Origin of the sequence: Vibrio marisflavi CECT 7928, assembly GCF_921294215.1 — a bacterium.
Lineage (GTDB): Bacteria > Pseudomonadota > Gammaproteobacteria > Enterobacterales > Vibrionaceae > Vibrio > Vibrio marisflavi.
Genome location: NZ_CAKLDM010000002.1, coordinates 575,170 through 600,297 on the forward strand (window position 1 = coordinate 575,170; position 25,128 = coordinate 600,297).

A 25,128-nucleotide genomic window follows, 5' to 3' on the forward strand; every position below is an offset into this window, starting at 1 on the left:
TTATTGGTTAGTGACTCTAACACGTTCAATTTTAGGTTTTTCAACTTTTGGTTGGCGCTGTTGCATTTTTTTATCAATAACACTTTTTAGGGCAATCAAGAAGCCTAAGCCTATAAAAGCACCAGGAGGAAGCAAAGCTAACAAAAAGCTGTTGTCCGGGTGGAAAACAACAATTTTCAATGAAGACGCCCATTGACCAAGCAGAATATTCGCACCACCAAATAGAGTGCCGCTGCCTAACAACTCACGCATACCACCTAGCACAACCAGCACGCTGGTCATGCCCATTCCCATCCAAAAGCCATCTTGAACTGAGGGTAATATTTTATTTTTAGAAGCAAAGGCTTCTGCGCGACCAATGATGATACAGTTGGTCACAATCAATGGGATAAAAATACCTAGCGACAGGTATAAACCGTAGGCATAGGCATTCATTAGTAGTTGCACGCAAGTAACCAGCGCAGCAATGATCATGACAAATACAGGAATGCGTATTTCATTTGGTACATAGTCGCGAACTAGAGATACTGTGATGTTTGAGCCTACCAGTACAAGCATAGTCGCGATACCAAGACCTAGGCCATTGATAACAGATGTCGATACGGCAAGTAATGGACACAGCCCCAAAATCTGAACTAAGGCTGGATTATTGTTCCATAAGCCATTTTTCATTAATGTCTTGTTATCATTCATCACTTAACTCCACAATTGAGTTGCTGAGAAAGGATCTCTTGCCTATGTTGGTCGACGAATAAAACGGTATTCTTAATCGCTTTTACAACGGCTCTTGGAGTAATAGTAGCACCGGTAAATTGATCAAACTGGCCGCCATCTTTTTTCACTTTCCAAGTTGGTAAGTTTTGCTGTGTGACTTTTTTACCTGTGAATTCCAGAATCCAATTTGAGAAACGAAGTTCAATCTTATCACCAAGGCCTGGAGTCTCATGTTGTGACAGTACGCGAACACCGATAATCGTGCCATCTTGTTTGACACCTACAATAATTTTTATTGCACCGCTATATCCGTCTGGCGCTATAGATTCAATAGCAATGGCACTTGGTTCTCCGTTTAATGTACCAATGTATGCCGGCATAGCAGATTTCGTCCCAAGTGCTGGGTTAGTGACAAGCGTGCAAGACTTGTACAACGTGTTGTCGTGTAAGTCTTGTGGCAGCACTTGATTCAGTATCGACATCAACTGTTGTTGCTCTTGATGCTGAATCTGATTTTGAGTTAGGTAGTGTGTCAAAGCAACGACACCAGTTGAAATAATGGCAAATATCGCTAGCACTAGCCCGTTTTTACGAATTGCATTTAACATGGTTTTAGTGCCCATAAGTACGAGGTTTGGTGTAGTAGTCAATCATTGGTACGCACATGTTCGCGAGAAGTACGGAGAAGGCGACACCATCTGGGAAGCCACCAAAACTGCGAATGATAAATACCATGAAACCAATGAAGAAGCCGTAAATGAGCCGGCCTTTGACCGTAGTAGAGGCTGAGACAGGGTCGGTGGCGATGAAAAAAGCGCCAAGCATGGTTGCACCTGACAGCAAGTGTATCGTTGGAGAAGCTGTTTCGCCTGGAGAAACCAACATAAACAGAGCCGAGGTAATGAATAGTCCAGCTAAGAAGCTCACTGGGATATGCCAGCTGATGATTTTTTGTCTGATCATGATCAGGCCGCCTAACAAGTAGGCAATATTCACCCACTCCCACCCGATGCCCGCTAAGCCGTCAAATTGTGGCTGTTTCAAAGCTTCATATACGGTGTTTCCACTGTGTAAGGCAGTTTTGAACGCATCTAGCGGCGTTGCCATGGTGACACCATCTATTCCCGCACGCACTTGTTGAAGTGACATACCATCTAGGTTGAAGTTGGTGAATATCAGTGACAACGAATCAAGAAAAGAGATTGGGTCTTGAGATAGCTGGTGTGGTGCAATCCAGCTTGTCATTTGTACAGGGAAAGAGATCAGCAAAACAACGTAAGCCACCATTGCCGGGTTAAACAAATTTTGCCCAATTCCGCCATAAAGGTGCTTAGCAATAACGATAGCGAAGAATAACCCGATCACAATGATCCACCAAGGAGATAAAGGTGGAATGGACACGGCCAATAACCACGCGGTAACAAGCGCACTGTTATCTCTTATAGCTGATAGCGGAGGTCGTTTGCGAAGTAGCATCACTCCAGCTTCCATCGCCAGCGCAATGAATATAGCGAACACGAGTTGAATGATACTGCCCCAACCAAAAAAGTAACTTTGCGCAGCTAAACCGGGTAACGCACAAATCGCCACCCATTTCATAACATCGGGGGTGCTGCGTTTATTGTGGGCATGTGGGGAGCTGGCAATAAAGAAGGCCATTACTCTTTCTCCTCGAAGTTATTATCTGTGTCTGCTTGTTGAGCCGCTTTTTTAGCTTTTGCGCGAGCGATAGCTGCAGCCACAGCCGCTTTCTTTGCGTCTTTTTCAGAGTTTTCGTCACTCGTAGGCTCAGATTTCGACTCTTGAGCTGGAGCGTTAGCTTGCTTCTTAGCTTTTGCGCGAGCGATAGCGGCAGCCACAGCCGCTTTCTTTGCGTCCTTCTCAGCACTTTCGTCGCCCGTAGGTTCAGGCTGTAACTCTTGAGCTGGAGCGTTAGCTTGCTTCTTAGCTTTTGCGCGAGCGATAGCGGCAGCCACGGCCGCTTTCTTTGCATCTTTTTCAGAGTTTTCGTCGCCCGTAGGTTCAGGTTGTGACTCTTGAGCTGGAGAGTTAGCTTGCTTCTTAGCTTTTGCGCGAGCGATAGCAGCAGCTACGGCTGCTTTCTTTGCATCTTTTTCAGCGCTTTCGTTGCCCGTAGGTTCAGGCTGTGACTCTTGAGCTGGAGCATTAGCTTGCTTCTTAGCTTTCGCGCGAGCGATAGCAGCAGCTACGGCCGCTTTCTTTGCGTCCTTTTCAGCACTTTCGTCGCCCGTAGGTTCAGGTCTTGACTCTTGAGCTGGAGCGTTAGCTTGCTTCTTAGCTTTCGCGCGAGCGATGGCTGCGGCAACGGCTGCTTTCTTCGCGTCTTTTTCAGTGCTCTCGTCACTCGTCGTTTGAGAGCCAGAATTTTCAGCTAAAGTGCTTACTTGCTTTTTAGCTTTCGCACGAGCGATAGCTGCAGCAACGGCATCTTTTTTGGAGTCAGTAGTCTCTGGTTCTTGTTTGTGCTTCTCGGCTTTTCTCTCTCTTGCTTGCCTTTTACGTTCTTCTCGAAGCTTGGACATTTCAGAGTTATCTGGCTCAGAGTTTCCTGAGCTAGCGGCAGCCGCTTGCTTAGCTTTAGCTCTTGCTATTGCTGCAGCCACAGCAGATTTTGGTTCATCGCTAACCTTTTTCTTAGAGTTTACACGAGCAATAGCAGCTGCAATTGCATCTTCACCTGAAGATTGTTTCATCTCTTCACGACGCTTTTCGGCTGCTTTTTTAAAGCGGTTTTCACGTGCTGCTTTTTCTCTTTCTAAGCGAGCTTTTTTCTCTTCAAAACGTAGCCTCGCTCTTTCTGAAGCTTCAGCTTCGAGTTTACGAGTGCGAATCTCAGCTTTTGCTTGGCGATAATACTGTACAAGAGGGATTTCACTTGGACACACGTAAGCACATGCACCACACTCGATACAATCTTTTAGATTGAGCTCTTCGCACTTATCATATTCGGCTGCTTTCGCGTGCCATTGCAGCTGTTGGGGCAATAGCGACGCAGGACATGCATCTGAACACTGGCCACAACGAATACACGCCATTTCATATCGATTAGCGGAGATCTCTTTGCGAGTAGGAGCAAGAATACAGTTGGTTGTTTTGGTTACCGGAACATTCGCATGGGGTAAAGTAAAGCCCATCATTGGACCACCCAGAATTAACCTTGGCAGTTTTTTGTCGGCTTTATATTCAAATTCATTCAGTAAAGCTTGTACTGGCGTACCAATGCGCGCCCATACGTTTCTTGGCTTTTTAAATGTATCACCTGTTAAAGTGACAACGCGGTTGATGAGAGGCTCACCATCACAAACGGCACGCTTGATAGCATACAGTGAGCCAACATTTTGCACTAGCATGCCAATATCAGCAGGAATTTTACCATTCGGCACTTCTTGGTTGGTCAAAATTTTGATTAGTTGCTTCTCGCCACCAGAAGGATATTTGGTTGGAATCACTCGAATGACTAAGTCTTTGTCCTTTGATGCATTTTCTAGTGCGTGAATTGCTTCAGGTTTGTTGTCTTCAACACCGACAATGGTCAACCTTGGCTTTAGAATATGCTCAATAATTTCAATGCCTTTGATGATGTCATCTGCGTAGTGGCGCATCAAGACATCGTCAGCTGTAATATATGGTTCGCATTCAGCCGCATTCACGATAAGAATATCGGTTTTCGCTAATCCAGACTGAATTTTTTTCGCAGTTGGAAAACCAGCGCCACCCAAGCCAGAAATTCCAGCTTCGCGAATACGTTCAATCAGTTCGTCAGGAGATTCACTCTTAAAGTCAGCACATGGCGAAAGCGTCGCCCATTCATCTAAGTTGTCGGGTTCGATAACAATACAAGTTTCTTTCAGACCCGACGGGTGAGCAACGGTTCTTGGCTCAATAGCGATAACTTTACCTGATGTTGGAGCATGAACAGGTAGCATAAAGCTAGTGTTATAGTTGGTGAGCGCTTGTCCTTTAAGAACTTTGTCTCCAACAGACACTGTGAGATTTCCTGCGGTTCCAATATGCTGCTTGATTGGCAGCACGATTTCGGAAGGTAGGGAAGCTTCTGTTAGTGGCAACAGAACCGATTGCTTCTTGTTTTCTGGTGGATGAACGCCTCCGGGAAAGTCCCATAGCGCGCCAGATCTTACTTGTTCAATCAATGACAACATATTCATCCTTCATTAGCTCTCGGTGGTTGCTCTGGAGATTCGGATAAATTGACGACGGGAATCGTATTTAGTTGCCATTTCCAGTTTTCAGTAGTGGATTCGACAGGAATCATTTCTATGCAGTCTGTAGGGCATGGGGAAACACAGAGATCGCAGCCCGTACATTCATCTTTAATGACAGTGTGTACAGCTTTGGTGCCACCAACGATGGCATCGACTGGGCAAGCTTGAATACACTTCGTGCAGCCTATACACATGTCTTCGTGGATAAAAGCGACCTTTTTTATTGAGTCTGATAAATCATGAGCGGATTCTTCAGCGTCAACACCCATTAGGTTAGCCAATTTCTCAATGGTCGCTTGGCCACCAGGAGGGCACTTGTTAATTTTGTCACCGTTTGAGATCGCTTCAGCGTATGGGCGGCAACCGGGATAACCACATTGTCCGCATTGAGTTTGCGGCAATATCTCGTCAATTTGATCAACGATTGGGTCTGAGTCGACCTTAAACCTTATGGAGGCAAAACCTAATATCGCACCAAAAATAGCAGCTAGGACTGCTAACGCGATAACAGCAAATAAAATAGAGCTCATTACACCTTCACCAGACCAGTGAAGCCCATAAAGGCAAGCGACATTAAGCCAGCTGTGATCATCGCAATAGAAGCTCCCTTGAATGGTGCAGGAACATCGGCAGCGGCGATCCGCTCACGCATTGAAGCAAACAGAATTAATACTAAAGAGAAACCAAGCGCGGCACTAAACCCATAAACAATAGACTGAATAAAGTTGTGGTTCTCATTGATGTTTAAGAGCGCAACACCAAGTACAGCACAGTTTGTGGTGATCAGAGGAAGGAAGATACCTAGTAAGCGATAGAGCGTCGGGCTAGTTTTGTGCACAACCATTTCAGTGAATTGCACGACGACGGCAATCACCAATATAAAGCTCATGGTTCTCAAATAATCAATACCGAGAGGATAAAGAATATAGGTCTCAACAAGGTAAGAGCATATTGAGGCAAGGGTAATAACAAAGGTGGTAGCAAGGCCCATGCCTATGGCTGTTTCTAGCTTTTTGGACACACCCATAAATGGGCAAAGTCCTAAAAACTTAACAAGTACAAAGTTGTTGACGAGAACCGTGCCTACCATCAACAAGAGATATTCGGTCATAATTGATCAGCGCTAAATTTCGATGGCGATATTATCATGTTTTGCAAAATCAATAACAACCAAGGAACAATAGGGTTTTATGACCTGAATCAGTAAACGCCCTTAGTTTTTATTCATCGGTGCAAAAATATGTGCGAGCTATTTCAGTCGCTTCATGTATTAATTTCAAGCATAAGCCCAAAAAACCACTACGTCAGGTGAATGTGTAGAATTTTCAAGGCATAAATACGAATAAGGCCCACTCTTAAAAGAATGGGCCTATAGAATATGGCTCCCCCTGCGGGACTCGAACCTGCGACATACGGATTAACAGTCCGCCGTTCTACCAACTGAACTAAGGGGGAATTGCTCGAAGCGCTGCGAATATTATCTTCAGGATGAGACCCTGTCAACCTCAAAAATAAGACAAAGAGAAAAATATATTTCTCTAAAAAACCTTTACTTTTTCTAAGCCCTTACAGTTCTTGCGCTTCATTTACTTATCCACCAAAACTGTGGATAACTGTGTTGGCGACAGGTTGAATGGAATGAATTGTTGAAGAAATCATCGAGCTACGAAAGTCGCATTGGTGCTTTTGGAATGTATGAATATGATAAATAAAGCTTTTATTCGTCATCTATTCGGTGGGCTTGAAAATAGCACCCAATTGTACAGACTGTGACCAGTAGTAATATTGTACACAGATAATATTCTGGTTTGATGTGTGACAAAGATAAAGCGACAATAGATGCAATTGATAGCTAATTACTTTGGTATTCATTCGTTAGTTGTCGTCAATGGATCAGATTTGAGGTGTATATGAGTAAAGTGTTTGATTTGGTATCTGATTATCGCCCATCAGGTGACCAGCCTAGTGCAATTAATAAATTGCTCGAAGGGTTAGATTCTGGCTTGGCTCATCAAACATTGTTGGGTGTGACTGGGTCGGGCAAAACTTTTACATTGGCAAATGTGATTGCAGAGGCTCAAAGACCAGCCATTGTTTTAGCGCCAAACAAAACACTCGCGGCACAGCTATATGGAGAGATGAAATCGTTTTTTCCTAATAATGCGGTTGAATATTTCGTCTCGTACTATGACTACTATCAACCTGAAGCGTACGTTCCAACGACGGATACATTTATTGAGAAAGACTCTTCGGTGAACGCGCATATTGAACAAATGCGCCTTTCCGCCACTAAGGCTCTACTGGAACGTAAAGATGCGATCATTGTTGCTTCTGTTTCTGCCATTTATGGTTTGGGCGATCCGGAATCGTACTTACAAATGATGCTGCATATTCGTCGTGGAGATATATTAAACCAGCGCGATATTTTACGTCGGCTTGCTGAGCTCCAATACTCACGTAACGAAGTCGCATTTCAGCGTGGTCAATTTCGTGTGCGTGGCGAAGTAATAGACATCTTTCCTGCCGAATCTGATCAGGATGCAGTGCGCATTGAAATGTTTGATGAAGAAGTGGAGTGCATCAGTATTTTTGATCCGCTAACAGGGGCAATTAAGCAAAGAGATATTCCGCGTTATACCATTTACCCTAAAACTCACTATGTAGCACCCAGAGAGCGTATTTTAGAAGCGATAGAGAAAATCAAACAGGAACTACGCCTTAGGCAAACCTATCTGACGGATAACAATAAATTACTGGAAGAACAACGAATAAGCCAAAGAACGCAATTCGATATTGAGATGATGACGGAACTTGGCTTTTGTTCAGGTATCGAAAACTATTCAAGGCACTTGAGTGGTCGAAACGAAGGAGAGCCGCCACCGACTTTGTTTGACTATTTGCCACATGATGGCTTGCTCATTATCGATGAGTCACATGTAACCGTTCCTCAAATAGGTGCTATGTACAAAGGAGACCGCTCTCGAAAAGAGACACTTGTAGAATTTGGTTTCCGACTTCCATCAGCTTTAGATAACCGACCACTCAAATTTGAAGAGTTTGAATCGCTTGCTCCTCAAACAATCTTTGTCTCCGCAACCCCTGGTAACTATGAACTTGAAAAATCATCGGATGATGTAGCAGACCAGGTGGTTAGGCCGACAGGCTTACTCGATCCTGAGTTGGAAGTACGCCCAGTAGCCACACAGGTTGATGACCTTTTGTCTGAAATCCGTATTCGAGCAGAGAAAGATGAAAGGGTGTTGGTTACGACTTTAACCAAGCGAATGGCTGAGGACTTAACTGAATACCTTGACGAACATGATGTGAAGGTGCGTTACCTGCACTCCGATATCGATACCGTGGAGCGTGTAGAGATTATACGAGACTTACGCTTGGGTGAGTTTGATGTATTGGTTGGGATCAACTTGCTCCGTGAGGGGCTTGATATGCCAGAAGTGTCGCTGGTGGCGATTTTGGATGCAGATAAAGAGGGCTTCCTACGCTCAGAGCGTTCGTTAATACAGACGATTGGCCGTGCAGCAAGGAATATTCAGGGTAAAGCTATCCTATATGCGGACTCGGTGACGAAATCGATGAAGAAAGCGATGGATGAGACCGATCGCCGTAGGGAAAAGCAGCAAGCCTACAACGAGGAAAATGGCATTACTCCAACCGCTCTTAAACGTAGTGTGCAAGATATCATGGAGCTTGGCGATATTGCTAAGTCCAAGAAGCAGAAACCTAGCAAGCAAGTTCCACTATCTAAAGTAGCCGAACCTTCACAAAGCTATCAATCGTTGTCTCCTCAAGATTTAGAGAAGGAAATATCTAAGCTAGAAGCACAAATGTATCAACACGCGCAAGATCTAGAATTTGAACTTGCTGCAGAAAAACGAGATAAAATTGAGGCTTTACGCAAACAGTTTATCTCGAACAGCTAGAATGGATAGATATAGATAAAAAAATAGCCAATAGAAAAAGGATCTATTGGCTTATATTTGTGAATACTAAGTTCACTAACAACGTCAGTTGGCTAGGTAACCCGTTAGGGTTAATTTATATTCAGCATATATCGTGCCAGTTATATATCACGGATAATTGATAGATTTTTGTTATTTTTATTGAAAAAATTTGCAAAATGCAATTCGTAATGCAATCATTTAGACAAAATGCAAAGCATTATGGCTAGGTTATGCAACAAACAACACTGAATCAAAAAAACAAATATTTGCTGATGGTGGAGGACACCGCATCAGTTGCAGTTTTGTATCGTTCATATCTAACCCCACTAGGGATAGACATCAATATTGTTGGTACGGGAAGAGAGGCAATTGAAAGCTTAACTTTTCGAACACCAGATCTTATCTTGCTCGATCTTCGACTACCCGATATGACAGGTATGGACGTGTTATATGCGGTTAAGCAGACTCACCCTGAAGTTCCTATTATTTTCATGACGGCCCACGGTTCTATTGATACCGCAGTTCAAGCAATGCGCCACGGTGCTCAAGATTTTCTGATTAAGCCTTGTGAAGCGGATCGTTTGAGAGTAACGGTGAATAACGCGATTCGTAAGGCAACGAAGCTTAAGAACGAAGCTGGCGACCCTAATAATCAAAACTATCAAGGTTTTATTGGCAGTAGCCACACTATGCAAGCTGTCTACCGTACGATAGACTCGGCAGCATCAAGTAAAGCCAGTATTTTTATCACAGGTGAAAGTGGTACGGGTAAAGAAGTATGTGCCGAAGCGATTCATGCAGCGAGCAAGAGAGGGGACAAGCCTTTTATTGCGATTAACTGTGCAGCGATCCCAAAAGATTTAATAGAAAGTGAGTTGTTTGGTCACGTGAAAGGTGCCTTTACCGGTGCAGCAACTGACCGCCAAGGCGCTGCAGAGCTTGCAGATGGTGGAACCTTGTTCCTCGATGAGCTTTGTGAGATGGACTTAGATCTGCAAACCAAGCTGTTGCGTTTCATTCAGACGGGTACGTTTCAGAAGGTTGGCTCTTCAAAAATGAAGAGTGTTGATGTGCGATTTGTATGTGCAACAAACCGAGACCCTTGGAAAGAAGTGCAAGAAGGGCGTTTTAGAGAAGACCTTTACTATCGCTTGTATGTTATCCCGCTTCATTTACCACCATTAAGGGATAGAGGCGAGGATGTTATAGAAATTGCATATTCACTTTTGGGCTTTATGTCTCATGAAGAAGGAAAAGATTTTATTCGGTTGGCTCCAGAGGTCGTTGAACGCTTTAATGATTATGAATGGCCGGGTAATGTCCGACAATTGCAGAATGTACTGAGAAATGTAGTGGTGCTGAATAACGGCAAACAAATTGATCTCGATATGCTGCCACCACCACTGAATCAACCGAATGACAATTTGATTCGAGTACAGAAACAAGAAATAAAGAGTCTAACTGTTCAAGATATATTTCCACTTTGGATGACTGAGAAAGTGGCAATAGAGCAAGCGATAGAGGTTTGTGACGGCAATATTCCTAAGGCTGCTGGGTACTTAGATGTCAGCCCTTCGACAATATATCGAAAGTTGCAGGCATGGAATACAAAAGAAAAGGAAAAATTATAGATGGCATTGGATGTTCTTAATCAAGAAAAAATTAACCGATTAGCAGCGGAAGTCGGTCAAGAGAATGTACCTGTTCTATTGGAAATATTTCTTGGTGAGCTGGATGCGTACATCAGCAATCTAGTTTCTAACCCAACAGGAAGCACCTCAGAGTATCTAAAGGACATCAGCCATGCCCTGAAAAGTAGCGCAGCAAGCTTTGGTGCTGAAGCGCTTTGTGCGATCGCAATTACAATAGATGCTAAAGCGAAGGCAGGCCAGTCCATCGATGAGAAGTTGGATACAGATGAGATGCTAGATCTACTACAACAGACCTATCACAGATATCGTGAGCTATTATCACAATAAGCTTTCTATGGCGTCTTGTAGCTTTGACCTGTCATGACGCCAGCCTCTGTTAGGAGAGGCCAATTCTACATTTTTACAATTCCAGTTTTCATCTAGTGAAGAATAATCGCCTTCGCCGATGACAGTATCAATTTTTCTCGCTTGGCAAGCTCGCTCTACCCATTGTAGTTTTTGTGCTAACGTCATTTTCCCTGCAGGCCCTGACTCTGGGGCTAAGTTGTCGATAAACACAAATCTCGCTTTGTTGTTATTTGCAATGGCGTAGCCAATATCAGGCAGCAGTAGTGGAGGCATAATACTGGTTAAGAAACTTCCTGGGCCAATGATAATACAATCTGCTTGTTCAATAGCTGACACGCCTTCTTTGGTTGCTGGCACTCCAGGTACTAAATCTAGTCGACATAAGTTTTCTTCCATTTCGTCAATACTGGTCTCTCCAGTCACCCAGCGTCCGTCCACAGACAATGCTGAGAGATCGGATGGGTGTTCAGACATTGGAATGATATTGACACTTACCTTGAGCATGTCTCGAATCAAATTGATCGCGTCTAGAGGTCGAACAGATAGATTGTCGAGTCCTGTTAGCATCAAGTTACCAAGGTTGTGCCCATCGAGCTCTCCAGCACCTTTGAAGCGATATTCAAACATCATCGAGCTGATAGAAGGTTCAGTAATGAGCTGGTTGATGCAGTTACGCGTATCACCCCAAGCAATGCCTCCTTGGCAATCACGAATGCGTCCGGTAGAACCTCCGTTGTCAGTTGTTGTTACAATGCCAGTTGCATTGCCGCCAAAGTCTTTTAGAGCAGAAAGCACTCTTCCTAGCCCGTGGCCTCCACCGATTGCCACTATTTTTTTATCTGTGTACTGAGTCATACTATCTTTCTCGCGCCCACTTCGGATTTTCCTATCTTATTCGAGCGTATTTTTATTGTTTTTGGGTCTGCATTCCTGCACCCCCAAAAAGAATAATTTGTTATTGGATAACGTTTGTCAAAGTTCCATTGAGCTAGAGCAATGAAAATGTCGACTAGCGTTGATATTAATTATCGGCAAAGATATTTGGTTCTTTGGTTTTTTTGGGGCGGTTTTAGAGCTAATATCTATAAGTGAGTAGGTAGTCATTACTTATTCGCGGAATATTTTGAGCTAAGTCTGGTATTTTATCAATTGATAGGTAAAATCCCACACTCAAAATAGGTTTAATAGCTACTGTTGGTTTTTGACCAATGGTTGCCATAGCTCCGAGCTCATCGGGCTAAGTTCCTTAGTGAATACGCTTTATGAGCCAGTGACTGAAGTCACCAGGGCATAGTTGGAAATGACTATGCCTCCCGTGTTTGGAAAGGTGTTGAATGGCGCAACAATTCGAAGATAAATTTCATCGCAAGTTTTATTACTTGCGCTTGTCGGTTACTGACGTTTGTAACTTTAAATGTACATATTGCCTACCTGAAGGTTATAAACCTGTGGACGGCGAAAAGTCCTCCTTTCTCAGTTTGCCTGAAATCAAACGTGTGGTTAAAGCGTTTGCTGATTGTGGTACGTCAAAAGTGCGCATTACTGGTGGTGAGCCTAGCCTGAGACGTGATTTCAATGACATTATTCATGCTGTAGCCAGCACTTCCGGAATTGACAAAGTGGCGACGACTACCAATGGCTACCGTATGGCTAAGCAAGTTGGGCAGTGGCGCGAGGCTGGTTTAACTCATATCAATGTCAGCGTAGATAGCCTGAGTCCTAGAATGTTCCACCAGATCACAGGCGAGAATAAATTCGAGCAAGTGATGGCGGGTATCGACAAGGCCTTTGAGGTTGGATACGAACAAGTCAAAGTGAATGCGGTTTTAATGAACAGCTTTAATTTGCGAGAAGTGCCAGCTTTTCTCAACTGGATTAAAGATAGACCGATCCAATTGAGGTTCATAGAGCTAATGCAAACTGGTGAGATGGACCATTTTTTCCAGAAAAATCATGTTTCTGGCGCAACGATTCGTACTCAGCTTTTGAATGAAGGGTGGGTTCCTAAAGTAAGGCAAGCCAACGACGGGCCAGCGCAAGTGTTTGTCCACCCAGACTACAAAGGCGAGATTGGCTTAATCATGCCGTATGAAAAAGGGTTTTGCGAAACCTGCAATCGCTTAAGAATTTCAGCAAAAGGGAAACTTCATTTGTGTTTGTTTGGTGAGCAAGGTGTTGAACTCCGCGATCTTTTGCAAGAAGATGAGCAAGAAGCAGATTTAATTGCACGCATTCAAACTCAGTTGGAGTCAAAATCGGTTAGCCACCATCTGCAAGATGGTAACTCAGGAGCGACACCTCACCTAGCTTCTATTGGCGGGTAGTGTGTCAACCTTCACGAAGACTTCGTACATTAGAGCAAACTTTTAATTGTTCCGAGCGTCTAAGCTTGGGAAATCTTATACAAATCGACTTAAACAGGTAATTACTATGGGCCACGCAGCAAGTGCATTTCAACCAGCAAAAATTGCAGTTTTAACCGTTTCAGATACTCGTACCGAGGAAAACGATACATCAGGTGGTTACTTAGCGGAGCAAGCAAAAGAAACCGGTCATGAAGTAGTCGATAAAAAGATTGTCATTGATGATAAATACAAAATTCGCGCAATCATCTCAAACTGGATCGCTGATGAGAATGTACAAGCTGTTCTTATCACAGGTGGTACTGGTTTCACTTCTCGTGACAGCACGCCAGAAGCAATTACGCCGCTTTTCGACAAACATGTAGAAGGCTTTGGTGAATTGTTCCGTGCGGTATCTTATGAAGAAATCGGCACCTCAACTATCCAGTCTCGCGCGGTTGCTGGTTTCTCAAATAACACAGTGATATTTGCGATGCCGGGTTCGACTGGTGCATGTCGTACCGCTTGGACGAAAATTATCAAGCAGCAACTTGATGCGACAAACCGTCCATGTAACTTTATGCCGCACCTTTCAGCAGAATTTTGTCAGGGCTAATCCATGAGTAAACTTTCCCACATCAACTCATCGGGTGAAGCAAACATGGTAGACGTTTCCGCGAAAGCGGAAACGGTTCGTGAAGCTCGAGCTGAAGCCTATGTTGAAATGTCTCCAGAAACGCTACAGCTGATTGTTTCAGGTGAACACCACAAAGGTGATGTCTTCGCGACAGCCAGAATTGCTGGTATACAAGCGGCGAAGAAAACGTGGGACTTAATTCCGCTATGTCACCCATTGCTACTGTCTAAAGTTGAAGTTCAACTTGAAGCGTTGGAAAGCGAAAATCGTGTACGCATTGAATCGGTGTGTAAGCTTGCAGGCAAAACAGGTGTCGAGATGGAAGCATTGACAGCAGCATCGGTTGCAGCATTAACGATTTATGATATGTGTAAAGCAGTGCAGAAAGATATGGTTATTAGCTCGACAAGGTTGTTAGAGAAAACTGGCGGTAAGTCGGGTCACTTCAAGGTACAAGAATGATTAAAGTGCTTTTTTTCGCTCAAACACGAGAGCTAGTCGGCCAAGACTCAATAGAGTTGGAGCCAGAATTTGCTACTGTAGAAGAGCTGCGTAGTCATCTTGCCAGTCAGCCGGGTAAATGGGAGCTAGCATTTGAGCAAGGTAAGCTTTTGGCGGCAGTCAATCAGATGATTGTGTCGTTTGACAGCCCTGTTGTTGATGGTGATGAAGTCGCGTTTTTCCCTCCGGTCACTGGTGGCTAGTATGGCAATTAATATTTCTGTTCAATCAGAACCGTTCTCTATCAATGATGAGTATCAAAGGTTATCTCAAGACTCTTCTGCCGGTTCCGTGGTCACTTTCATCGGTAAGGTTCGTGACATGAATCTTGGTGACGATGTCAAAGGGCTCCGCTTGGAGCATTACCCGGGGATGACAGAAAAGTGTTTACGCGAAATATGCGATCAAGCAGATGAACGTTGGCCGCTTTCTGAAATCACAGTGATTCATCGGGTTGGCGACTTAGATGTGGGAGAGCAAATCGTCTTTGTTGGTGTCGCTAGTGCGCACAGAGGTGCTTCGTTCGAGTCATGCGAATTTATAATGGACTATTTGAAAACCAAAGCACCGTTTTGGAAGAAAGAGCGCACAAGTGAATCTGAGCGCTGGATAGAGTCCCGAGACACTGACTTGAAAGCGGCTGAGCGTTGGAAGGAAAAATCGTAGTACGACGCTGAAACTATTTACCATCGTTCAATTGAAATTAGGGTTTTTCCCTAATTTCATGATTTCTATCTACAAACCCCACCTCAACCTAATTCCTTGTTACTGCAATAGCAGTAAATACTCACTCCTTAAAACTTGATAGGCATCACCTATTAGTAATATTTGCGAAATCCATTTAGTAAAATCAAGAAATTAAACAACAATTAAAGAGTAGCCATTTTGTGTTTTCGCGTATTTAGGAGATGAGGGATGGAATCGCTCAAAGTTAAAGATTACATGACGACAAAAGCCGTCACATTTACAACAGAAATGTCGTTAAGTGCTGCTCTAGAAAAAGTAATGAAATCTCCCCATATGGGCGGCCCTGTTATCAATGACAAAGAAGAAGTGATCGGTTTTCTTTCAGAGCAAGACTTATTAGAGAAGCTCGTTAAGGTGAGCTATTTCTGTCAGGACACTCATATTGTTGGTGATTGTATGCATGGAGAGGTTTTGTCTGTCTCTCCTGAGACCAGTATTATCGAGCTAGCGGACAAAATGAAAGTGGGCAAACCGAAAGCCTACCCAGTCGTCGACAATGGAAAATTAGTTGGAATTATCACTCGTTCTGATGTATTAAAGGCTATCGGTAAGAATCTAAATGATTGCTTCCAGCACCCCGTTTGATCTCGACGCTGCTCTGTTTCTGTAGAGGGGCTTCTCCAAACAATGATTCATGATTGAGGCGCTTGTGCGCCTTTTCTTTTTGGGAATATCTATGTCTAATCATGGCGCTAAATTTGTCGAAGGCTCGACAATGAAGCATATCTTAGTGATGACAGGAGCTGGCTCTGTTGGTCTTATGGGCCTTTTTGTCGTCGATCTTTTGGACATGCTATTTATTAGTATGCTCGGACAGGTAGAGCTAGCGGCCGCTATTGGTTTTGCAGGGACTCTAACATTCTTCTCGACCTCGATATCTATCGGTACATCCATCGCGATGGGAGCGTTAGTGTCGAAAGCCATCGGAGCAAAACAGAGGCAGAAAGCAAGAGAGTTTGGAACCAGCGTTGTTTTGACCGCGTTTTTAATAAGCACAATCGTTAGCGTGGTCATGTTTATCTATATTCCAGAACTGCTTCATGCTATCGGAGCTGAAGGTGTTGCGGCAGAAAGAGCGGCAGACTATTTGAGAATACTGATTCCTTCTGGACCAATTTTGTCTCTTGCTATGTCTTGTGGTTCTGGCTTAAGGGCTGCAGGGGATGCCAAGCGATCTATGTGGTCAAAGCTCTATGGCGGTATTGTAAACGCGGCTTTGGATCCACTGTTTATCTTTGTTTTCGGCTGGAATGTTGAAGGTGCTGCGATTGCTTCTGTAATTGCTAGGTGTACTGTACTGTTTTTCTCTATTTATCCATTGATAAAAGAGTATGACTTACTTGCTATGCCATCTTTATCACGGTGGCTTGGCCACTTAAAGACAATTTGTGCTATTGCTGTTCCAGCCATTATAACCAATACCGCTACTCCGATTGGTAACGCCATCATTACCGCATTTATCGCTAAGTTCGGCGAAGATTACGTTGCTGGATTTGCAGTGATTGGCCGCTTAGTACCGGTTGTGTTCTGTATCGTTTTTGCGCTGTCGGGTGCGATTGGACCTATAATCGGTCAGAATTTCGGTGCAGAGAGATTCGATAGAATTAAAGATATCTTGAAAAACTCAATTCTCGTGACGGTGTCTTACGTTGTCGTTGTTTGTATCATCCTTTATTTTGCTCAAGGCTTGATCATCGATGCCTTTAAGTTAACAGGTGATGCTTCCCTTATCGTGGCAACATTTTGTACTTTTATTGCAGTTAGCTACATATTCAACGGAACGTTGTTCGTTGCCAATGCATCATTTAATAACCTAGGTAAACCCTTGTATTCAACAGCGCTGAATTTGAGTAAAGCGACAATTGGTACTTATCCATTTGTCTATTTAGGGTCGCACTTATACGGGGCTGTCGGTGTTCTATACGGTAGTGCAGTTGGAACCGTGTTTTTTGGTTCCTTGGCTATTGTGGTTCTAAGGCGGCACATTACTCATTTGATGCGTGGTGAGGAACTTACCGTTGATGATGACCCTTCTATTAAATGTGTAAACACTCAACCTTTTTGTTCGCACGATGCCATGCTGATAGAGGAAGTGACCGCAGCGACGAAAAATAGCGAAGATGAGTATGCAAAGAATGCCTGAATTGGCAGCCGCTTAAATTTTTTCTTGACCTTGGAGTATGCTCCAAGGTTTAAACTTAGTGTACATTCATTAAAGGAGACAGAATATGTGCACTAAACATCAAGCTTGCCGTTCAAGCAAACAGGTATTGAATTCAGCGTCTACTGCATCATGTTCATCAGCCAAATTTTCGTCTATTCAAATTGAAGGTGCAACAGCACTGGATTCTTGCTGCAGTAGCAATACATGTGCGACTAGTGAAGGTACTTCTCTCGACGAGGAAAGTGAGCGGCGAGGCAACTCTGTTAGCTCCATAACGAAAAACTGGCTTGTGGTAGGTATGGATTGTCCATCATGTGCGAGCAAAATTGAAACCGCAGTATCTAAAGTCGAAGGGGTCATCGACACAAAAGTTCTTTTCGCAACTGAAAAGCTGGTTGTAAAACTAACAGATGATTCTGTTGTTGAGAAAGTAAAACAGACAATCCAAAAAACGGGTTTTGCCTTAAAAGATGCCTCAATGTCGGCGTCTAAACCCCAAGAAAACTCTGGAAAACTCCAATTTCTAAAAGAAAATTTTCACGTAATTTCTGTGGCAGTGGCTGTTGCTATTGCAGCATCTCTCAACCCTTTTTATCCGCTGGTGAGTGAGTGGATCTTTATCTTTACCTGCTTGGTTGGTTTATACCCTATTGCTAAGAAAGCGGTACGACTTGCGATATCTGGTACTCCATTTGCCATTGAAACCTTGATGAGTGTTGCGGCTCTTGGTGCTTTGTACTTAGGGGATACAGCGGAAGCGGCAATGGTGCTTTTGTTATTCCTCGTGGGTGAAAGGCTAGAAGCTTTTGCCGCTTCTCGAGCTCGCAGTGGTGTGCAAGCACTGATGAAGCTTGTACCTGAAAACGCGGTAAAAATTGTTGCTGGTGAGCGAGTGGAAGTTGCGGCAAGTGAGTTAAAGCCTGGAGATGTTATTGAGGTCGCACCAGGTGCTAGGTTACCCGCAGACGGAAACCTTATCGATGTCGCTGCCAGTTTCGATGAAAGTGCATTGACCGGAGAGTCTATTCCAGTAGAGCGATACAAAGATGAAGCGGTAATGGCGGGATCTGTAGTCGTCGATAAAGTTGTTAGATTTACCATTACATCTGAACAGGGCGAAAATGCAATTGACAGAATTTTGCACCTTATTGAACAGGCGGAGTCCAGAAAAGCACCGTTAGAAAGATTCCTTGATAAGTTCAGCCGTTGGTATACACCGGCAATGATGCTTCTAGCATTAGCTGTTGTTGTTGTTCCTCCACTATTGTTTGCTCAGCCTTGGGATACTTGGGTGTATCGCGGCCTAGCCATGTTACTTATCGCATGTCCATGTGCACTGGTTATTTCTACGCCTGCTGCAATTACTTCTGGGCTTGCAACCGCAGCCCGTAGAGGCGCTCTTATCAAAGGCGGAGCCGCACTTGAGCAACTAGGAAAAGTAGAAACCATCGCTTTTGATAAGACAGGAACCTTGACGAAAGGCAAGCCAGATGTAACGGATGTATTACCACTAGCAGGCTTAACTGAAAGGGAGTTACTGCAAGCGATAGGATCGATTGAGGTTGGTTCAAGTCACCCACTGGCAGTGTCTCTAGTGAAGAAAGCGCAAGGTTTAGGTATTCAGTTGCCTGAAGCAGAAGACAAAGAGGCGTTAGTTGGTAGTGGCGTAACTGGTGTAGTTAACGGTATTCGATACAGTGCTGTTGCACCAAGCAAGCTTGGTTTCCAAGTTGATGAGAGTGTTGAATCTGATATCCAAAGATTAGAAAGTGACGGAAAAACTGTTGTCGTTGCAGTGAAAGAGGCTCAGCAAGTCGTGGGGATTGTTGCTTGGCAAGATACTCTACGTGAAGACTCACAACAAGCGGTAAACCAGCTAAAAGCTCTTGGTATTCACTCCATCATGTTAACTGGTGACAACCCAAGAAGTGCTGCAGCAATGAGCTCTCAAATTGGTATCGACTTTAAAGCAAGCCTACTGCCTCAAGATAAAGTGGACTATGTGGAGCAAATGTCTCAGCAACACCAAGTTGCGATGGTAGGAGATGGCATCAACGATGCGCCAGCAATGAAAGCTGCAAGCATTGGTATTGCAATGGGAGGTGGTACCGATGTCGCGTTGGAAACCGCTGATTCGGCTATTACGCACAACCGCTTAGTTGAGCTTGCTAATATGATTGAGCTATCACGTGCGACGCTTGCGAATGTTAAGCAGAATATAACGTTGGCGATAGGTACAAAAGCAATCTTCCTTGTTACTAGCTTGCTAGGAGTCACTGGGTTGTGGGCTGCAGTGCTAGCTGATAGTGGTGCGACAGCATTGGTGACATTAAACGCATTGAGACTTCTTCAGTTCAAACCTAAATCAAGCAAGAAGTAGGCTCGCTATCTGCAAAGTAGCAAGTACGAATTCGTAGGTAAACCTTAAACAAACGCTCACAATTCCATGTGAGCGTTTTTGCTATTTGTACTAGTTGAATATGACTAAGTGTGATGCAAACCGATTGGCTGTGTAAATGAAACATGTATGCAGATATTTTATGAGTCACTCATCACATAAAACTGATCGGATAACCTATAAGTTAACAGCCTGAACTATGAATCAATACAAGGCTGAGTTAGCCGAACAAGGAGTCCATATGTCCGAAGCTGTATTTCATTTAGGTATCACTCAATCTGATCTGAAGGGCGCTACATTAGCAATTATTCCAGGTGATCCGGCGAGAGTGTCGAGAATTGCGGAGCTATTGGATAACCCAGTTTTTCTTGCTAGTCACCGCGAGTACACGCTCTATCTTGGTGAGCTTGAGGGTAAATCTGTTGTTGTTTGCTCTACTGGTATTGGTGGACCTTCGACATCAATTGCAGTTGAAGAGCTAGCTCAACTCGGTGTGACTAACTTCCTTCGAGTTGGTACAACAGGTGCGATTCAGCCACATGTGAATGTTGGCGATATCATAGTAACAACTGGCTCAGTTCGCTTGGACGGTGCAAGCCAACACTTCGCTCCAATGGAATTCCCAGCAGTGCCAGATTTCGACATTGTTATGGCAATGAGAGAGGCGGCACTTGAGTCTGGCAGCAATGTACATATGGGCGTGACTGCCTCTAGCGATACTTTCTACCCTGGACAAGAAAGATATGACACTTTCTCTGGTCGAGTAGTACGACGCTTCCAAGGTTCGATGAAAGAGTGGCAGTCAATGGGCGTGCTTAACTTTGAAATGGAATCTGCAACATTGCTTACCATGTGCGCAAGCTCTGGTTTGAAATCAGGTTGTGTTGCCGGTGTTTTGGTAAACCGAACTCAAAAAGAAATCCCAGATCAAGAAACACTGAAATCCACAGAAGTTCGCACAATCCAAGTTGTTGTAGAAGCCGCTCGTAAGATGTTGAGTGAGTAGCTTACACTAAATAAAACTTACCTTTGGTAATGGAGTGAATAGCTGCTCAGTCAGCTCAGATAATATCTGGTCATACACTCTAGCAATATTGAGAGAGATATCGGACGTCAATTGATATAGGCAGTCGATATTTCTCTCATAATGAACGTTGTTAATCAGGTCGTCTAAAGTGTGTAGAGCCTTGCTACATGCAGGAGAGGTTAAGGTTAGTGGCGAGATAATTGAAAGTTGATTGATCTTCTGACGTAGTTTGTTGCAGTAGTATTTAGACCGTTCGTAGCCTTCAGTGCTATTGATGTCTTGAATCGAAATCCTAAATTGAGTGAGCACTTCCATTGAGTCTGAAACCTGATGCCAATTTTGATGGTACTCAGTGCTTAAATCCTCCCTACCTGCTTCAACCAGCCATGTAATAATGATTTCGTCGATAAGAAATAGGCAATGTCGTATTGCTTTGCCGTGAACCATCTGATTTCTGGCGATGGTACGTTGTTGCCAATCCCTAGTTAACGACTTAAGCATTAATTGGAATACGCGATAGTTTGCTTTGTATTCTATTGCAGAGCTAGCAATGAGTTGATTTGACTTAATGTCCAATTGTGTAACGATATCTTGAATCTCATTGGATAAATCTTTATTTAAAGCAATGCTTTGATGAGTATGACTGCGGCATTGACGTACCAATAGTAAAATCTCGCGAAGAATAACGATAACGTCATATTTGCGACTGAAAGTTGAGTCGCGCTGCTTAGAAAGGTACATCAAAGAAATTAAAACACTGAAAGACAACAATACCGATATCAATATAAACATGAGCATTCCTTTCATCGACGATGTAGTGCAGCTAGCATTCACTGCTTATCTTTAAAAAACTATCTACGCATGTACCGTGCCAATAGTGAACCCTTTGCAAATCAAATCGTTATATTCAATCTGTCATGTAAAAAGTGTCAAAATGGTGCAAGTTGCCCCAAAATGAAAAATCCCCGGCTATAAGGCCAGGGATTTGGGTAGGGGGTGAGAATGGATTACATTACTCGCATTCCCGGCTGAGCGCCTTCATGTGGTTCAAGTATCCACAAATCGCTACCACCAGGGCCTGCGGCTAGAATCATACCTTCAGACATGCCAAACTTCATTTTACGAGGTTTTAGGTTTGCAACCATCACAGTCAGTTTGCCTTCAAGCTCTTCAGGTTTGTATGCTGACTTTATGCCAGAGAACACTTGGCGAGTTTCACCACCAATATCCATTTGGAATTTTAGTAGTTTGTTTGCTTTTGGCACTTCTTCACAAGAAATGATTTTAGCAATACGCATATCTACTTTGGCAAAGGCATCAAACTCGATTTCTTCAGCAATTGGGTCTTTGCTAAGCTCAGTTTCATTTTTAGCAGCGTCTGCTTTTTCCTTCGCAGCAGCTTCTGCAGCGGCATCTTCTTTTGATGCTTCAACCATCGCTTCCACTTTCTTTGGATCGATACGATTGAATAGAGCTTTAAACTTAGTGATAGTGTGATCAGTGAGCGGCGACTCGATACCTTGCCAAGTTAGCTCTTCATTCAAGAATGATTCAGAACGAGCAGCAAGTTCAGGCATCACTGGTTTCAGGTAAGTCATCAGAACGCGGAACAGGTTAATACCTACAGAGCAGATATCTTGTAGCTCTTGGTCTTTTCCTTCTTCTTTGGCCACAACCCAAGGTGCTTTCTCATCCACGTATTGGTTTGCTTTATCAGCTAGTGCTGTGATTTCTCGAATTGCGCGGCCAAACTCACGAGTCTCGAAAAGCTCAGCGATGCGGTCTGCTGCTGCAACAAATTCATTGTAAAGTTCAGGCTCTGCAAAGTTAGTAGACAGCTTGCCTTCAAAACGTTTACTGATGAAACCAGCATTGCGTGAAGCAAGGTTAACGATCTTGTTTACTACGTCTGCATTAACACGCTGAGTGAAGTCTTCTAGATTCAGGTCTAAGTCGTCAATACGGCTGTTTAGCTTCGCTGCGTAGTAGTAACGTAGACATTCTGGATCTAGGTGATCGAGGTAAGTACTTGCCTTGATAAATGTGCCTTTAGATTTAGACATCTTCGCGCCATTTACCGTTACGTAGCCGTGTACGAATACATTGTTTGGTTTACGGAAACCAGAGCCTTCCAACATTGCAGGCCAAAATAGGCTGTGGAAGTAAACGATATCTTTGCCGATGAAGTGATACAGTTCAGTCTTGCTGTCTTGATTCCAGTACTCATCGAAATCAAGGTCATCACGCTTGTCACATAAGTTTTTAAATGAGCCCATGTAGCCGATAGGAGCATCTAGCCAAACGTAGAAGAACTTGTCCTTCTCTCCTGGGATTTCAAAACCAAAATAAGGTGCGTCGCGAGAGATGTCCCACTGTTGTAGGCCAGACTCAAACCATTCTTGCATCTTGTTAGCAGTTTCGGTTTGCAGGGTGCCAGAACGAGTCCACTCTTTTAGCATGCTTTCGAATTGTGGCAAATCGAAGAAGAAGTGCTCGGAGTCTTTCATTACTGGTGTGGCGCCCGATACTGCCGATTTCGGATCGATAAGCTCTGTCGGGCTATATGTTTCACCACAGTTGTCACAGTTGTCACCGTACTGATCTTCTGACTTACACTTCGGGCAAGTTCCTTTTACAAAGCGATCAGGTAGGAACATCTCTTTTTCTGGGTCGTATAGCTGCGAGATAGTACGGCTTGAGATGAAACCATTCTTTTTCAGCTGAAGATAGATATGAGAAGCTAGCTCTCTGTTTTCGTCAGAGTGCGTGCTGTGGTAATTATCAAAACTGATATCGAATCCAGCGAAATCTTTTTGGTGCTCTTCGCTAACTGCGGCAATCATTTCTTCTGGAGAAATACCCATCTGCTGTGCTTTTAGCATGATTGGCGTGCCATGTGCATCATCTGCACAGATAAAATTCACAGTATTGCCGCGAAGGCGTTGGTAGCGTACCCAGATATCAGCTTGAATATGCTCGAGCATATGGCCAAGGTGAATCGAACCGTTAGCATACGGAAGGGCGCAAGTTACCAAAAGTTTTCTTGGATCGGTTGCCATACTTATTATTTCGCTTTTCAATAGGTATAAAAATGATGGGTAATACTAACCCATGAATCCCCTAAAGACTATGGGTTTTGTCCAAGCTGGCGAGATGTTAGGATTAGGCCAAACGGAGGACTTATGCGTCAGTTAATTTCCAAACAAGATTTTTCCCAGTGGCTGAGCCAATTTCAGCACCCTCAACTCATTGAAGATTGGGCTGCACAACCTAATGTTCTATCCGAACCTGAAGGCAACAACATCACAATCACATTGCCATTTGCATCGAATAGCATTGAAGTACAGTTACAAGAATGGATGAAACAGCAACTCGACGAAAAGCTGGTATCTCCTGCGAATGTGGCGATAAAAACAGATATCAAAGCGCTTGAGTCACACATCTCGAAATACACTAAAGGCGTGAAAAACATCATAGCGGTAACTTCTGCTAAAGGTGGTGTAGGCAAGTCAACAACATCAGTGAACCTAGCACTAGCCATTGCTCGTAGTGGTGCAAAAGTTGGCCTACTGGATGCTGATATCTACGGACCATCTGTACCTATGATGCTTGATCAACAAGACGCGAGTCCTTTGGTAAAAGACAACAAGTGGATGCAGCCAATTAATGCTTACGGATTGTTTACTCATTCTATTGGTTACTTAGTTGATAAAGAGCAAGCTGCCATTTGGCGAGGCCCAATGGCTTCAAAAGCGCTTGGACAATTGTTGGATGAAACAGAGTGGCCGGATCTTGACTACCTTGTGATTGATATGCCGCCGGGTACGGGCGATATTCAGCTGACATTATCACAGCGTTTTCCTGTCACATCTGCAGTAATCGTTACGACTCCACAAGATTTAGCATTAGCTGATGCCCGCAAAGGGGCAACCATGTTTGAGCAGGTGAATGTGCCAGTATTGGGTGTGGTTGAAAACATGAGCTACCACATTTGCGGAAACTGCGGGCATCACGAACACATTTTTGGTCACGGCGGTGCAGAAAAAATGGCTAGTGAATATGGTCTTTCACTTTTGGCACAAATCCCACTTCATATTTCAATGCGTGAAGACATCGATGCAGGCAAGCCAACGGTTGTGGCAAGGCCGAATAGTGAGCATGCTAAGTATTATTTGGATCTTGCAGATAATGTTTGTAGTCGAATGTACTGGCAAGGCAAAGAAAAGCCAGATGCGATTCCACTGACTATGGTTGATTAAGCAGAGCCTAACTTAATCAAATTGATCGGAATCATTTAGCAGGTATATTTGTTTTGAAGAAATGAATAAATCTTGCTGCTAATCTGGTATCTGATGAATGAAGCTCGTATAATCAGGCCGTTTTTATTAAGGG

At 43.7% G+C, this 25,128-nt stretch carries 22 protein-coding genes, 1 tRNA gene and 1 riboswitch; of the genes, 13 read left to right on the forward strand and 10 right to left on the reverse strand.

Translation table 11 applies throughout. From position 1 onward, the window contains the following. The 7 genes from L7A31_RS09400 to L7A31_RS09430 form a co-directional block, all read right to left on the reverse strand. Positions 1–693, reverse strand: coding sequence for an electron transport complex subunit E (locus L7A31_RS09400; protein WP_237361257.1), 693 nt, complete (start codon positions 691–693; stop codon positions 1–3). Continuing rightward, the gene (gene rsxG / locus L7A31_RS09405; RefSeq protein WP_237361258.1) at positions 693–1,322 is read right to left on the reverse strand and encodes an electron transport complex subunit RsxG; all 630 of its coding nucleotides are present in this window, start codon (positions 1,320–1,322) and stop codon (positions 693–695) included. The genes L7A31_RS09400 and rsxG overlap by 1 nt, the downstream gene beginning before the upstream one ends. 4 nt (positions 1,323–1,326) lie before the next feature. Then, positions 1,327–2,373, reverse strand: coding sequence for an electron transport complex subunit RsxD (rsxD, locus tag L7A31_RS09410; RefSeq protein WP_237361259.1), 1,047 nt, complete (start codon positions 2,371–2,373; stop codon positions 1,327–1,329). After that, complete coding sequence (rsxC, locus tag L7A31_RS09415) at positions 2,373–4,895, reverse strand: electron transport complex subunit RsxC (protein ID WP_237361260.1); 2,523 nt, start codon at positions 4,893–4,895, stop codon at positions 2,373–2,375. The genes rsxD and rsxC overlap by 1 nt, the downstream gene beginning before the upstream one ends. Positions 4,896–4,897: 2 nt before the next feature. Beyond that, on the reverse strand, positions 4,898–5,488 hold the full coding sequence (gene rsxB, locus L7A31_RS09420; RefSeq protein ID WP_237361261.1) for an electron transport complex subunit RsxB: 591 nt from the start codon (positions 5,486–5,488) through the stop codon (positions 4,898–4,900). After that, complete coding sequence (gene rsxA / locus L7A31_RS09425; protein WP_237361262.1) at positions 5,488–6,069, reverse strand: electron transport complex subunit RsxA; 582 nt, start codon at positions 6,067–6,069, stop codon at positions 5,488–5,490. The genes rsxB and rsxA overlap by 1 nt, the downstream gene beginning before the upstream one ends. Before the next feature lie 268 nt (positions 6,070–6,337). After that, positions 6,338–6,413, reverse strand: a tRNA-Asn gene (locus tag L7A31_RS09430). 455 nt (positions 6,414–6,868) lie between these two features. Between L7A31_RS09430 and uvrB the strand changes: the two genes are divergently transcribed. From uvrB to luxU, 3 genes are all read left to right on the forward strand, one after another. After that, the gene (gene uvrB, locus L7A31_RS09435) at positions 6,869–8,899 is read left to right on the forward strand and encodes an excinuclease ABC subunit UvrB (RefSeq protein ID WP_237361263.1); all 2,031 of its coding nucleotides are present in this window, start codon (positions 6,869–6,871) and stop codon (positions 8,897–8,899) included. A gap of 251 nt (positions 8,900–9,150) precedes the next feature. Continuing rightward, positions 9,151–10,551, forward strand: a complete 1,401-nt coding sequence (luxO, locus tag L7A31_RS09440; protein ID WP_237361264.1) for a quorum-sensing sigma-54 dependent transcriptional regulator LuxO — start codon at positions 9,151–9,153, stop codon at positions 10,549–10,551. After that, positions 10,552–10,899 carry a quorum-sensing phosphorelay protein LuxU gene (gene luxU, locus L7A31_RS09445; RefSeq protein WP_237361265.1) on the forward strand — a complete coding sequence of 116 codons (348 nt, stop codon included), beginning with the start codon at positions 10,552–10,554 and terminating at the stop codon, positions 10,897–10,899. It abuts the gene before it with no gap. Here the strand turns inward: luxU and yvcK are convergent. Then, the gene (yvcK, locus tag L7A31_RS09450; protein ID WP_237361266.1) at positions 10,891–11,775 is read right to left on the reverse strand and encodes a uridine diphosphate-N-acetylglucosamine-binding protein YvcK; all 885 of its coding nucleotides are present in this window, start codon (positions 11,773–11,775) and stop codon (positions 10,891–10,893) included. The two genes, luxU and yvcK, sit on opposite strands and share 9 nt — an antisense overlap. Before the next feature lie 354 nt (positions 11,776–12,129). Beyond that, positions 12,130–12,266: riboswitch (molybdenum cofactor riboswitch) on the forward strand. Between yvcK and moaA the strand changes: the two genes are divergently transcribed. From moaA to udp, 9 genes are all read left to right on the forward strand, one after another. Then, positions 12,255–13,244 (forward strand): GTP 3',8-cyclase MoaA, encoded by a 990-nt coding sequence (gene moaA, locus L7A31_RS09455; protein ID WP_237361267.1) that lies wholly within the window; start codon positions 12,255–12,257, stop codon positions 13,242–13,244. It overlaps the preceding riboswitch by 12 nt. Positions 13,245–13,350: 106 nt before the next feature. Beyond that, positions 13,351–13,878 carry a molybdenum cofactor biosynthesis protein B gene (gene moaB, locus L7A31_RS09460; RefSeq protein ID WP_237361268.1) on the forward strand — a complete coding sequence of 176 codons (528 nt, stop codon included), beginning with the start codon at positions 13,351–13,353 and terminating at the stop codon, positions 13,876–13,878. Between the two features lie 3 nt (positions 13,879–13,881). Beyond that, a complete protein-coding gene (moaC, locus tag L7A31_RS09465) occupies positions 13,882–14,361 on the forward strand; it encodes a cyclic pyranopterin monophosphate synthase MoaC (protein ID WP_237361269.1) in 480 nt (159 codons plus the stop codon). Then, positions 14,358–14,603 carry a molybdopterin synthase sulfur carrier subunit gene (moaD, locus tag L7A31_RS09470; RefSeq protein ID WP_237361270.1) on the forward strand — a complete coding sequence of 82 codons (246 nt, stop codon included), beginning with the start codon at positions 14,358–14,360 and terminating at the stop codon, positions 14,601–14,603. The genes moaC and moaD overlap by 4 nt, the downstream gene beginning before the upstream one ends. Before the next feature lies 1 nt (position 14,604). Beyond that, positions 14,605–15,066 carry a molybdopterin synthase catalytic subunit MoaE gene (moaE, locus tag L7A31_RS09475; protein WP_237361271.1) on the forward strand — a complete coding sequence of 154 codons (462 nt, stop codon included), beginning with the start codon at positions 14,605–14,607 and terminating at the stop codon, positions 15,064–15,066. Positions 15,067–15,315: 249 nt separating this feature from the next. Continuing rightward, the gene (locus L7A31_RS09480; RefSeq protein WP_237361272.1) at positions 15,316–15,732 is read left to right on the forward strand and encodes a CBS domain-containing protein; all 417 of its coding nucleotides are present in this window, start codon (positions 15,316–15,318) and stop codon (positions 15,730–15,732) included. Between the two features lie 91 nt (positions 15,733–15,823). After that, on the forward strand, positions 15,824–17,290 hold the full coding sequence (locus tag L7A31_RS09485) for an MATE family efflux transporter (protein WP_237361273.1): 1,467 nt from the start codon (positions 15,824–15,826) through the stop codon (positions 17,288–17,290). 85 nt (positions 17,291–17,375) lie between these two features. Continuing rightward, a complete protein-coding gene (locus tag L7A31_RS09490) occupies positions 17,376–19,691 on the forward strand; it encodes a zinc/cadmium/mercury/lead-transporting ATPase (protein WP_237361274.1) in 2,316 nt (771 codons plus the stop codon). A gap of 259 nt (positions 19,692–19,950) precedes the next feature. Next, the gene (udp, locus tag L7A31_RS09495; protein WP_237361275.1) at positions 19,951–20,715 is read left to right on the forward strand and encodes a uridine phosphorylase; all 765 of its coding nucleotides are present in this window, start codon (positions 19,951–19,953) and stop codon (positions 20,713–20,715) included. Positions 20,716–20,721: 6 nt separating this feature from the next. On the opposite strand, the gene L7A31_RS09500 is transcribed toward udp, so the two are convergent. Beyond that, entirely contained in the window at positions 20,722–21,528 is an 807-nt protein-coding gene (locus tag L7A31_RS09500; protein WP_237361276.1) for a hypothetical protein, read from the reverse strand. Between the two features lie 215 nt (positions 21,529–21,743). Next, entirely contained in the window at positions 21,744–23,795 is a 2,052-nt protein-coding gene (gene metG / locus L7A31_RS09505; protein ID WP_237361277.1) for a methionine--tRNA ligase, read from the reverse strand. Positions 23,796–23,918: 123 nt separating this feature from the next. On the opposite strand from metG, the gene apbC reads away from it, so the two are divergent. After that, entirely contained in the window at positions 23,919–24,995 is a 1,077-nt protein-coding gene (gene apbC / locus L7A31_RS09510) for an iron-sulfur cluster carrier protein ApbC (protein ID WP_237361278.1), read from the forward strand. The last annotated feature ends 133 nt before the right edge of the window (positions 24,996–25,128 follow it).